We start from the raw sequence: 12,108 nt of genomic DNA on the forward strand, positions 1-12,108 counted from the left end.
AATAGAAAACAAACCCCAAGTCTAGTTTTAGGCTTGGGGTTTTTAGGTTAAGATATGTTGAAAATTGAGGTTGTTTTTTCACCGAAATTACCTACAACCATTTGAATCTGCCGGCAAAAGTAACTTTTGAAAATGGCGACTACATCAACTATATTTATGATGCTTCCGGCATTAAACTAAGGCAGGAGGTTTTCAAAGAAAACAGTTTAGAAAAGTCTACCGATTATTTAGGCGCTATGATCTTCCAGAACGATAGCTTACAGTTTATACAAACTTCCGAGGGCAGATTGGTGCCTCGTGCGGTGGAGCATAGTAATAGCTTTGAATACCAGTACCATTTAAAGGACCACCTTGGTAATGTAAGGACAACTTTTGCGGTTCGTGACAACGACTTCAATACGAGTTTTGAGCAGTATAACCCATACTTTGATAATTATGATGAGATCACAGTACTTGATCTAATGGCTAAGAGTGGAACTCATAGTAATAGGGTATCTTCAGCACATGCAGAGCGCATGGGTATTAGCAAGACTTTCTTGGTTAGTGAAGGTGATAGAGTAAATGCCAGCGTATATGCTAAATACATTCAAGGCACAGAAGATGGTGCCTTAAACAGTGGGGCACTTGTAAATGCTTTTGTAGCCATGATGAGTGGAACCTCTATCGGAGGTGAAACACCATTTAGCTCAAATGATCCTTTAAATGGTTTTTCACCAGCCAGTTCAACAAGAGCTTCTGATGATACACAACCGAAAGCTTACTTCAATTATATATTATTTGATAAAAGCTTTACTTATATAGAAACTGGTTTTAAACAACTTAGCACCAATGCGGCAGATGATATTAATAATACTGGCGCGCATGAGCTATTAGAGTTCGAGAATATCAATATCTCACAAGACGGTTATTTAATGATTTTCGTTTCCAACGAAAGCGAAGCACTCACAGAAGTCTACTTCGATGACTTAATGATCAACCACCATAAAACTGAGTTGATTCAGGCTTCGGACTATTATCCATTCGGTATGGTGGCGAATGAGTATAGAAAGGATTATACTACTCCTCAGAAATATAAGTATAATGGCATGGAAGAAGATGAAGAAACTAAATGGTATTTTCCAGAAGAGTTCAGAACTTATGATCCAGCTTTAGGCAGATTTATGCAAATTGACCCAGTAATTAAGTCACATGAATCACCTTATGCTTGGAACACTAATAATCCTATCTTATATCCTGATCCATTAGGTTCTGATTCAACACAACGAGCGGATGCAATCGCCAAAGCAAAAGAATTTGTCAAGAAAAATCCTGGTAATACTTGGGGTTTCTCTGAAAATCCGAAGCCTGGAGAAACAGTCGATTGTTCGGGTCTGGCTGGTACATGCATGAAAGCAGCAGGAGAAGATGACGCTCGATACGCTGAAGGGGCTACGGGGAATGGTGTAAAAAGAATTGCGGATAATACTGATGAGATAAGTGAATCAGAAGTTGAGGCAGGGTCATTTGTAATTTTAGATAATTCCTCAACAGGTGAAGATAAGCCTTACGGTCATATTGGAATTATTACAGATGTTGAATTTGATGATAAAGGTAATATAACTAATATGAATATGATCGATTCAGGAGGTAAACCATCTTCTGGAAAGTCTGGACCGAGAAAAACAGCATTAATTACCAACGGAAAAAAAGAATATTACGGAAAAAGAATAACAGGATATAGGAAGTGGGATTCCATTAAAGAAATTTATAATGGAGGAACAATGAATGAAGTTGTTGTAAAAGGACATGCCGTAAGAAAAGCTAGTGGCTTATCAGTTAAACTACCAATACCTGAATTTAAATAATAACTATGAAAAACATATTTCTTCTATTTATCGCAGCACTATTAATTTCGTGCACAAAAACACCTTCGGAAAAACATGATGAAGATTTCAATCTAAGCGAGGAGACTAGTTTAGAAAGTACATTGTCTTTTCCTGACAGTTTATTTATTGAAAATAATATTGAGGAATTTATAAATAGAGATGCAACTGCTTTGGTAAACTCAGGTGGAAAGAAGATAAACAAAGTTAATTCAGATCTTTTAAACAGTCTTAAAAAGTGTTTCTCTCGACAAATACTCGAAGGATACTATTACACCAAATTAGATATTAATTCGAAACTTTATGGTGTTGTTATGATAGTAAGTGATATGACTTCCAGTTATTTTATTTTTACATCGCTAGATTCGGAATACAATGTAATATCTTGTCTTCGACTAACTAATGATCAATGTGATTTGATAAATACAGAAACTGGAAGCGAAGAGGTATGGTGTGAAATAAAAAAATCTAATTTGATTAATGCGAATGTTTTAAGAACCGTAGAAATTAATAGTAAGGAGATATTAGATGATAATGTTAAAGTTGTGGATTCATTAACAAATGAATATAAACTGGATGAGAAGGGAGTTTTAAACTTAATTAGAAAAGATAGTGTAAGGTATACTAGTTCAACTCTGGAACAATAATTTATATTTTGATTATGACTACTCCCCGTTGCCGCCATGCTTTGCATGATGGCAGAGTAAGAATCAAAAACAGACCCCAAGTATTGAGAAATGCTTGGGGTTTATTCACCACTGAGCAAGTAACTATTGAATATTCAAATAAAAATAGTAGCTAAAACAGGCGGAAGCAGTAACAGACTTGCTTCATTTGGTGAAGCTGCTCAACGAGTAGGAATTACCAAAACGCTATTGGTAAGCGAAGGTGATGTGCTGAGTGCCAGCGTTTATGCTAAGTATGTAGATATTACTGACCATAATGAAACGGTTAATGCAACACCATTAGCAAACGCCTTATTAGGCATGTTAAGCGGTGGTATCTTAGGTGGGGAGAATCCGATAAGCAGCACATCAGTAGAGGATGGTTTAACAGGTTTAGCCGCTAGTGGTACTTCAGATAGCAATGAGCCGCAGGCTTATTTTAATTACATCTTGCTAGACAAAAGCTACAACTATGTAGATGCAGGCTTTAAGCAGTTAACCACAGCCGCAGCTGATGACGGCACAGGCAGTGGCACACATGAACTGCTTGAATTTGAAAGCATCACTATTCCGCAGGATGGTTACATCATGATATTCGTTTCCAACGAAAGCGAAGAGCTCACAGAAGTCTACTTCGATGACTTAATGATCAACCACCATAAAACTGAGTTGATTCAGGCGGATGATTACTACCCATTTGGGTTGACTTTTAACTCTTATACTAAAAACTACTCACAAGCACAGAAGTATAAGTATAATGGCAAAGAGCTTGAAGAAGAAACCGATTTATATGACTATGGAGCACGTTTCTACGATGTAGCTGTTGGTAGGTTCTCTACAATTGATCCTCTATCTGACTTCGAGAATCAGGAGAGTTGGACAGGGTATCATTATACATTGAATAACCCAATAAGTAAAACTGATCCTACTGGAATGTTGTCAACAGATGTTGTCGAAAATGAGGACGGCACTTATACTGTTGTTGGTGGAGATGCTGAGGATGGTGATAAAAGTATTTATGTAGTTTCACAGGATGAAAGTGGTAATTATGAGAGGACGGGTGACGTCATCGGAGAATCTGTTACCACGCATTCTTTTTTTGGGGAAAATGGACAAGCAGTCAAAGGAGCAGTTATTGATCCTAACTCTACTGAGGGCCAAGATTTTATTGATCAAGAAATTATTGCTGGCGATCCAAATTTAGTAGAATATGCTTTGAATGCTGGGAATGGCGATGATTTTGATCTAAAAGACCGAAAGATTAAGGAAGCTGTTGCCGAAGGAAAAACCCCCGATCAACATAGGTACAGAGGAAGTGTAACTTCGGACGGTAAATTTGGGTCTGCTAGAGATTTTGGTAATATTGGGGCAGGCATCGTAGCATCAAGAAATAAGCTAAATTGGAGAGGTACTAGATTAGCGTTTGATGCTTATCAATCATATAAAAGTGGAGAACTGAAAACTGAAGGGATGCCAACGCAAAAAGCACAAAAAGTAGGTTTTAAAATTGGTGTTGGTTTGCGTAAAAATGAAATTGGTAAAATTAGTTTTAATCGATTTGGAGAATAAAATATTAAGATGCTTTTTAGAATACAAATTATATTAATGCTTTTAAGTTTTGTCGGTTGTCAATCAAGGGATGTTGTATATTTAACATCTAAAGATAAATCAAGTACCATTACTATTTTAATCAAAGGGAACATGCGTTATATTATAAATGGGAAAAAAGCAAAAGTCCCCAAGGTTAATTTTGTAAAATTAAATATTGAAAATATCAATCCTTTGGGTGATGCACTCCAAGTTTGTTGGGATGAGGATGGTTATTTCTGGAAGTTAATAAATAATAATGCAGTTATTCTTGAAAACAGACTAGATACAGGAAAATTCTTTTTTGATACAGAGTTGCCAAAAGATCAAAGAGGTATTCCCACACAAAAGGATTATGTTAAAAATAACTGTATCGTTTATGACTTTCACAGGAAAGAACTATTATTTGATGCTGGTGGTAATTCTGGAGCTGAATAAATAATGGGATTGAATTTCAGTTTGCCCCCGCTGGCGCGAGCTTGAAGCTCGTGCCTATTATCAAGAAATTCTTTCGATTTGTTAAAGCTAAAGAGGTTCAATATTTACTAGTCCATTTCCACCTGCATAGTCTATAGCTGAACTGTATTTCTAATGTTCAGGTTCGCTGACAAAGCTAGCCTCAACATATTGTTTATGATTAGTCCTTGTATTCGTTTTGAGGTAAAGGTTTTAAATGTCTTCAGAAATACCCTCAGGATTATGAAATTTGTACTTTCTACTCATATGGTTTAGGTTGATTTAATTTAAATATAGTACTTTCAACTAAGTGGTAATTATATTATTGAATGAAAGGATAGATTTAATTTATGAGTTTAAGTTTGTAGGGCACGAGCTACAAGCTCGCGCCAGCAGGAGGGGAGAAGTGTACAAGATGGACATTACAGAAACTCTCGGACTAGCAAAGTCATACCAGCTTTGCTTAAGAAATTAGTTAAGATTTAAATTATTCAAATGAGATACTTATTAATTATAATCATTCTTTTAACCTCCTGCACTGGATATATGTACAACTATGATCGAGACGAATACCGCGTGAAAGAGGATTTAAAAAAATGTAATAACTGTGATGCTCTTGATTTATCAGGTAGTGATGATATGGTTCCTGATAATGTCTATAATTTCAAACAATTAGAATATCTCAATTTAGCAAATAAAAATTTAGATATGTTAAATTCTAGAGTATGTGAATTGAGCAATTTGAAATACCTTTTTCTCGACTCAAATGATGGTATTCAATTACCTGAATGTCTTTATGATATGAATAATTTAAAGATATTGTCTTTAAGTAGTTGTAACATGAAGGAGTTACCACAAGGGTTAAATAAATTAACTAATCTTAAGATACTGACTATTCTAGGCAATAGGTTTGATGAAAAGCGATTGGAAGAATTAAGGGAGAGTTTGCCCAACACCAAGATTATTGCATATCTCGATTAAAACAAAAAAAGCCTCACTAAAAGTGAAGCTTTTTGCGGTCTGGACGAGACTTCCCGATTCATCGGGACGACCTCTTGCTAATTAGTTCTACTATATGTTTTCTACTTTTCATCTTTTTAAGATACTTCTCTCTTTTGATAGCATCAGATTTATTGTCAAAAGATTCAAAGTATACAATCTTCCAAGGGATTCCATTCTTGGTAGATTGAGTACCGCCTTCATTATGCTTTTCAATTCTTTTTTCAAGGTCAGCACTGTAACCAATATAATACTTGTCAATCTTTTCAGAATAGAGGATGTAGGTGTAAAAGGTTGAAAACATGGTTTATTAAAAGGAGCGTATAAACAAAAAAAGCCTCACTAAAAGTGAAGCTTTTTGCGGTCTGGACGAGACTCGAACTCGCGACCTCCTGCGTGACAGGCAGGCATTCTAACCAACTGAACTACCAGACCATTATTTCAAATTATCTCGTCTTTATTTTAAGTCTGGACGAGACTTGAACTCAGCGATCTTCCCGATACATCGGGACTTATTAACCAACTGAACTACCAGACCAAAATTTGTTTTTCTTACCGTCTTTCCGATAAGGTGATGCAAATGTAGGGGCATAATTTTTAATTGCAAAACCTTCTATGAAAATAATTTCAAAAAAATAGGGCTTATAATGTGTCAAGCTAAATATTAAGCTGAATTCCAGTTGTTTATAATTCAAATTATTTTCTATACCTTCATCAAGTTTTTTGCATTCTAAAACTGTATTTGTTGATTTCGGATAATTTGCATGCTCGTTCGTAAATAAATGCTAATTTTACCTTTTCAAACAAACTAGTGTCATGCTTTTGGAATTTGAACAACCGATTGTTGAATTAGAAAATAAACTGGCAAATATGAAAGCCCTCGCTCAAGATAGCGAAGTGGATATCACTGATGCCATCAAAACATTAGAAGAAAAAATTGTGTCCTTAAAAAAAGAGACATTTCAAAATTTAACACGTTGGCAACGAGTACAACTTTCTCGCCATCCTGATAGACCATATACCTTAGATTATATTTACGAAATTACTGACGACTTTGTGGAGCTTCACGGTGATAGAACTGTGAAAGATGATAAAGCCATGGTAGGTGGTTTCGGTAGTGTTGATGGTCAAACTTATATGTTTATAGGTCAGCAGAAGGGCAGAAATACCAAGCAACGTCAGGAAAGAAATTTTGGAATGGCTAATCCTGAAGGTTATCGTAAAGCACTTCGCTTGATGAAAATGGCCGAGAAATTCAATAAACCTATTGTTACGTTTATCGATACACCAGGAGCATTTCCGGGTCTTGAGGCTGAAGAGAGAGGTCAAGGTGAGGCAATTGCCAGAAACCTGAAAGAGATGTTTATGTTGAAGGTACCAGTTATCTGTATTATTATAGGTGAAGGTGCTTCAGGTGGAGCATTAGGAATTGCCATAGGAGATAAAGTGCTTATGCTTGAAAATACCTGGTATTCTGTTATTTCACCGGAATCTTGTTCTTCAATTTTATGGAGAAGCTGGGATTATAAAGAGCAGGCGGCCGAAGCCTTAAAGCTTACAGCTACCGATATGCTGGAAAATAAACTAATTGATGGTATCATTCCTGAACCATTAGGAGGAGCGCATACTGACTTGAAAAAAATCGCTGCTGAAGTGAAGAAGCAAATACTTAAATCAACAAAAGAGCTTGCTAAAAAGTCAGTTGAGAAGCGTATAGATGAACGCATAGACAAGTTTAGCAAAATGGGTGTAACCCAGTAAATAGAATTTATTAAATTGGAAGCCGCAGCAATGCGGCTTTTTTGTTTCTTAAAAATCGAAATAGTATGAAATTACATATCATTGATACAGGCAGGTTTAAATTAGATGGTGGCGCTATGTTTGGTGTAGTGCCCAAATCCTTATGGTCTAGAACAAATCCTGCTGATGATAACAATATGTGTACCTGGGCTATGCGGTGCATGCTCATTGAAGATGGTGATCAACTGATATTAATTGATAATGGTATAGGTAATAAGCAGGATGCCAAATTCTTTAAGCACTACTACCTTCATGGTGATGGCTCGCTAGATGGTTCTTTAAAAAAGGCTGGTTTCAGTACCGATGATATCACAGACATGTTTCTCACACATCTACATTTCGACCATTGTGGTGGTGGAGTAGATTGGCAGGATAAGTCAGAAAGTAAGCTGGATGTTCATTTCAAGAATGCCAAATACTGGAGTAATAAAGACCATTGGAAGTGGGCTACTGAGCCAAATGCACGTGAAAAGGCAAGTTTCCTAAAAGAGAATATTTTACCTATGCAGCAAAGTGGTCATTTGCATTTTGCCAATGAGGAAGAAGCATCACCCTTTAAGCAATTTGACATTTTGTATGCCAACGGCCACACCGATAAGCAGATGATTCCTAAAATCAAATACAAAGACAAAACCATAGTCTTTGCGGCTGATTTATTACCATCAGTGGGGCATATCCCTTTACCTTATGTGATGGGCTATGATACGCGACCATTGCTAACGCTCGATGAAAAAGCTCAATTTTTAAAAGATGCAGCAGATAATGAGTGGATTATCTTTCTAGAGCATGATGCACAGAATGAATGCTGTACGGTAAAACATACGGAGAAAGGCGTAAGATTGGACAGAACTTTTTCCTTGAGTGAAGTTTTATAATTCTTGTTTGATAAATTAATTCCTACTGGCGCAACTCTTTTACTAATTACCTGTTTCTTTAACAGTAACTGATCATTTTATGAAAATAGGTTTTGCACTTTCGGGTGGTGGCGCAAGAGGTTTTGCACATTTAGGAGTAGCTCAGGCTTTGTATGAAAAAGATATAAAGCCTGATGTAATTTCTGGCACAAGTGCCGGAGGTATAGTAGGAGCTTTTTTAGCAGCCGGCTATCTTCCGAAGCGTACTTATGAAATCATTTCTGAAATAAACTTTCTCAAGTATTTTAGACCGGCTATTTCTATCAGCGGGTTAATAAAGCTTGAAAAAATATCTGATTTATTGCTGGACTATTTCCCCGAAAATAGTTTCGAAGCGCTGGAGCTTCCACTAACCATTGCGGCAGTCAATTATACTAAGGGAGAAGTAGCTTACTTTAATTCGGGCGAGCTTATTAAGCCCATGTTAGCATCTGCCAGTATTCCTGTCGTTTTCGATCCCATAGAAATCAATGGTGATAAAATGATAGATGGAGGTGTTATGAATAATATGCCGGCACAAACTATCAGGGATCAAGCGGATTATCTTATTGGCATTAACTGTAATCCTGTAGCGAAGGAGTCGAATGACAATGGTATGAAAGGCATGCTTGAAAGGGTACTTCTAATGGCCATTAATTATAATACTTATGACCATAAACAGTATTGTGATTTGTTTATAGAGCCCAAGAAACTTGATGTTTATAAAGTTTTCGCTTTATCTAAAGCACAGGAAATATATGATATTGGTTATGAGTATGCTACGAAATTATTAGAGGATGCACCCGAAGCTATTCAACCTTTGTTATCAAAAAACAACAAGTAATATTTATTTAGATAGTTGTATTTGCCATTCATAAAGTTACTCATCCATTTATCGATTATAAGATTGAATTTATCGTTTAATTAAGGCTATTTATAAGTCTGTTAAACTAATAATTCAAACAATGAAAAAAATCTCAGCATGGGCGCTCACCCTGTTAATGTTTGTGGCAATAGCTTGCCAGCAAAACAAAGACGGTGGTGAAGAGAAGGCCAAATTATCTATTGATTTCGAAAAGTACACCTTGCCGAATGGATTGGAAGTGATTTTACATCAGGATAAATCAGATCCTATTGTGGCCGTTGCCATCCAAATGCATGTGGGTTCAAACAGAGAGAAACCAGGAAGAACGGGTTTTGCTCATTTCTTTGAACACATGCTTTTCCAAAAATCAGAAAATGTAGAAGAAGGAGCATTCTTCAAGAACATCAACGACTTGGGTGGTACATTTAATGGTGGTACCTGGTCCGATGGAACAGTTTACTATGAAGTTGTTCCGAAAGATGCACTTGAAAGAATATTGTGGATGGAATCCGACAGAATGGGTTTCTTCATTAATGCCATTACAGAAGCTGATTTAGAAGGTGAGAAGCCTGTAGTGAAAAACGAGAAAAGACAGCGTGTAGATAATAATCCTTATGGACACAGAAGCTATGTGATTAAAAAGGCTTTATATCCGGAAGGTCACCCATATAACTGGGAAGTAATTGGTGAGTTAGAGGACCTTGAAGCAGCCACTATGGATGATGTGAAGGAGTTCTATGAAAAGTGGTATGGCCCAAATAATGGTACTTTAGTAATTGCTGGTGACTTTGATAAAGAAGTTGTTAAGGAATGGATTGAGAAATATTTCGGTGAAATTGAATCAAGAGGAGATGATAAGCCACTAGAGCCTATGCCAGTTTCTTTAGAAGAAACTAAGAAGCTCTATTATGAAGATGAGTATGCCAAAGTTCCTGATTTAAGAATGGTTTATCCTTCCGTGGAGCAGTATCATCCCGATTCTTACGCCTTAAGCGCTTTAGGAGAAATCCTTAGCCAGGGAAAAAGAGCTGAACTTTACAAAAAGTTAGTAGAGGAAACGGAATATGCACCAAACGTATTTGCTTACAATAGTGCTAGTGAATTAGCTGGTGAATTTATCATTGGCGTTCGCGCTAAAGATGGTATTGATCTTGACTCGGTGCATAGCGCTATAATGGAGGCATTGGACGAATTTGAGCAAAATGGTTTCTCGGAAAAAGATTTGCAACGTATAAAGGCTCGTCAGGAAACTAATTTCTACAATGGTATTTCCAGCGTATTAGGCAAAGCTTTCCAACTTAGTAACTACAATGAATTTGCCGGTGATCCTGGCTTTATTACTCAAGATATTGAGAAAATATTAGCAGTTACTAAAGAAGATGTAATGCGTGTGTATGACAAATACATCAAAGGCAAGCCTTATGTGATGACCAGCTTCGTGCCTAAAGGCCAGCTTGAATTAATAGTTGATGGTTCTGAGGAAGCAGATGTTAAGATTGAGGAAATTGTTCCTAACGAAAAGAAAGAAGAAATTGTAGAAGAGGATATTGAAATCGTTAAAACTGCAAGTAAGATTAACAGAGCTATTGAACCTGCCTTAGGTGAAGCACCTTTAGTAAATGCACCAACTATCTACGAATCAAGCCTTGCTAATGGCATGAAAATTTATGGTATTCAGTCTAATGAATTACCATTAGTAAACTTTAGCATCCGTATAAAAGGCGGTCAGTTAATGGATAAAATGGAGCTTCCTGGAGTAGCCAATCTGATGACAGACATTATGCAGGAAGGTACTAAGAATAAAACTCCTGAAGAGTTAGAGGATGCCATTGGTCAGTTAGGTGCAAGTATTAATATGTACACCAGCCAGGAGTATATTACTGTTTCTGCTAATTGCTTAGCCAGATATTTTGATGAAACTGTTGCTTTGGTAGAAGAAATGCTTTTAGAGCCAAGATGGGATGAAGAAGAGTTTGCAAGAATCAAGACTCGTCAGATCAACAACATTAAGCAAAGAAGCTCTAACCCGAATGCTATAGCATCACAGGTATCTGATAAGATTTTATATGGTGATGGACATATTTTCTCGCAGCCAATTGGTGGTTCAGTAGAATCAGTTGAGAAAATCACGATTGATGACTTAAAGGCTTATTATGAAAATAATTTCGCTCCAAACATTAGCGCATTCCATATTGCAGGTAATGTAAGTGAAAGTGATGTGAAGGCATCATTATCTTCAATGAATGAGAAGTGGGCGAAGAAGGAAGTAGCTATGCCTGAATATACTATTAATGATGTGCCGGAAGATGTAAAAGTTTACTTTGCCAACTTCTCAAATGCGAAGCAATCTGTTATCAGAATTCAGCGTATGGCTGTAAAAAGAAATGATCCTGATTATTTCCCACTTACCGTAGCTAATTATGGTTTGGGTGGCAATTCAGGAGCTCTTTTATTCCAGGAATTACGTGAAAAGAGACAGTACACCTATGGCGCTTACTCAAATGTAGGATCAAGCATGGAGAAGGCACCATTCAGCATGTATTCAAGTGTAAAAACTAACGTAACACCTGATGCTGTAGCTGCATTCAAAGAGGTACTTATGGACTATATGCAGAATTACGATTCAGCGGAATTAGAGAAGGCGAGAACTGCGCTCATCAGACAGGAGGCCAGAGCTTATGAAACGTTATATGATAAGCTAGGTATTTTACAGTCTATTTCTACTTATAACTTACCAAACGATTATATCAGAAAGAATCAGGAAGAGCTGAAAGGCTACACCATTGATGATATGAAGGAAGTAATGAATAAATACATGAACCCTGAAGAGTTATCATATTTTGTAGTGGGTGATGCGGCTACTCAGTTGGAAGGAGTTAGAAATTTAGAAATAGGAGAGGTTATTCGTGTAGATGAGAATGGAAACCCTGTGGATAACGTGATAGAGAAAAAGTAAAAAATATTGAAATCTTAATTATTTG

10 protein-coding genes and 2 tRNA genes are annotated in these 12,108 nt (G+C 36.7%); 9 read left to right on the plus strand and 3 right to left on the minus strand.

All coding sequences use genetic code 11. From position 1 onward, the window contains the following. Positions 1–101: 101 nt before the first annotated feature. From JKP34_RS10235 to JKP34_RS10255, 5 genes are all read left to right on the plus strand, one after another. Complete coding sequence (locus JKP34_RS10235; protein WP_201920645.1) at positions 102–1,844, plus strand: RHS repeat-associated core domain-containing protein; 1,743 nt, start codon at positions 102–104, stop codon at positions 1,842–1,844. Between the two features lie 5 nt (positions 1,845–1,849). After that, a complete protein-coding gene (locus tag JKP34_RS10240) occupies positions 1,850–2,509 on the plus strand; it encodes a hypothetical protein (protein WP_201920648.1) in 660 nt (219 codons plus the stop codon). A gap of 126 nt (positions 2,510–2,635) precedes the next feature. Then, complete coding sequence (locus JKP34_RS10245) at positions 2,636–4,096, plus strand: RHS repeat-associated core domain-containing protein (RefSeq protein ID WP_201920651.1); 1,461 nt, start codon at positions 2,636–2,638, stop codon at positions 4,094–4,096. Positions 4,097–4,105: 9 nt separating this feature from the next. After that, positions 4,106–4,552, plus strand: a complete 447-nt coding sequence (locus JKP34_RS10250; RefSeq protein ID WP_201920655.1) for a hypothetical protein — start codon at positions 4,106–4,108, stop codon at positions 4,550–4,552. A 513-nt stretch (positions 4,553–5,065) separates the two neighbouring features. Next, entirely contained in the window at positions 5,066–5,551 is a 486-nt protein-coding gene (locus JKP34_RS10255; protein ID WP_201920658.1) for a leucine-rich repeat domain-containing protein, read from the plus strand. A 58-nt stretch (positions 5,552–5,609) separates the two neighbouring features. Here JKP34_RS10255 and JKP34_RS10260 read toward each other — a convergent pair whose 3' ends face one another. The 3 genes from JKP34_RS10260 to JKP34_RS10270 all read right to left on the minus strand — a co-directional run bounded on the left by JKP34_RS10260 (position 5,610) and on the right by JKP34_RS10270 (position 6,107). Further along, on the minus strand, positions 5,610–5,873 hold the full coding sequence (locus tag JKP34_RS10260) for a GIY-YIG nuclease family protein (protein ID WP_201920661.1): 264 nt from the start codon (positions 5,871–5,873) through the stop codon (positions 5,610–5,612). A 57-nt stretch (positions 5,874–5,930) separates the two neighbouring features. Beyond that, positions 5,931–6,004: transfer RNA gene (locus tag JKP34_RS10265), tRNA-Asp, on the minus strand. Positions 6,005–6,033: 29 nt separating this feature from the next. Further along, a tRNA-OTHER gene (locus JKP34_RS10270) sits at positions 6,034–6,107 on the minus strand. A 278-nt stretch (positions 6,108–6,385) separates the two neighbouring features. Here JKP34_RS10270 and JKP34_RS10275 point away from each other — a divergent pair. The 4 genes from JKP34_RS10275 (at position 6,386) to JKP34_RS10290 (ending at position 12,083) form a co-directional block, all read left to right on the plus strand. Then, a complete protein-coding gene (locus JKP34_RS10275; RefSeq protein ID WP_201920664.1) occupies positions 6,386–7,330 on the plus strand; it encodes an acetyl-CoA carboxylase carboxyltransferase subunit alpha in 945 nt (314 codons plus the stop codon). 65 nt (positions 7,331–7,395) lie between these two features. Continuing rightward, on the plus strand, positions 7,396–8,244 hold the full coding sequence (locus JKP34_RS10280; RefSeq protein ID WP_201920666.1) for an MBL fold metallo-hydrolase: 849 nt from the start codon (positions 7,396–7,398) through the stop codon (positions 8,242–8,244). 79 nt (positions 8,245–8,323) lie between these two features. After that, complete coding sequence (locus JKP34_RS10285) at positions 8,324–9,106, plus strand: patatin-like phospholipase family protein (protein WP_201920669.1); 783 nt, start codon at positions 8,324–8,326, stop codon at positions 9,104–9,106. 121 nt (positions 9,107–9,227) lie between these two features. Continuing rightward, the gene (locus JKP34_RS10290) at positions 9,228–12,083 is read left to right on the plus strand and encodes a M16 family metallopeptidase (RefSeq protein WP_201920672.1); all 2,856 of its coding nucleotides are present in this window, start codon (positions 9,228–9,230) and stop codon (positions 12,081–12,083) included. Positions 12,084–12,108 lie beyond the last annotated feature (25 nt).

Source organism: Marivirga atlantica (assembly GCF_016734805.1).
Taxonomy (GTDB): domain Bacteria; phylum Bacteroidota; class Bacteroidia; order Cytophagales; family Cyclobacteriaceae; genus Marivirga; species Marivirga atlantica.

Coding starts and splice junctions, on each gene's coding strand:
- JKP34_RS10240 (WP_201920648.1), top strand. CDS start 1,850: ATGAAAAACATATTTCTTCTATTTATCGCAGCACTATTAATTTCGTGC.
- JKP34_RS10250 (WP_201920655.1), top strand. CDS start 4,106: ATGCTTTTTAGAATACAAATTATATTAATGCTTTTAAGTTTTGTCGGT.
- JKP34_RS10255 (WP_201920658.1), top strand. CDS start 5,066: ATGAGATACTTATTAATTATAATCATTCTTTTAACCTCCTGCACTGGA.
- JKP34_RS10260 (WP_201920661.1), bottom strand. CDS start 5,873: ATGTTTTCAACCTTTTACACCTACATCCTCTATTCTGAAAAGATTGAC.
- JKP34_RS10275 (WP_201920664.1), top strand. CDS start 6,386: ATGCTTTTGGAATTTGAACAACCGATTGTTGAATTAGAAAATAAACTG.
- JKP34_RS10280 (WP_201920666.1), top strand. CDS start 7,396: ATGAAATTACATATCATTGATACAGGCAGGTTTAAATTAGATGGTGGC.
- JKP34_RS10285 (WP_201920669.1), top strand. CDS start 8,324: ATGAAAATAGGTTTTGCACTTTCGGGTGGTGGCGCAAGAGGTTTTGCA.
- JKP34_RS10290 (WP_201920672.1), top strand. CDS start 9,228: ATGAAAAAAATCTCAGCATGGGCGCTCACCCTGTTAATGTTTGTGGCA.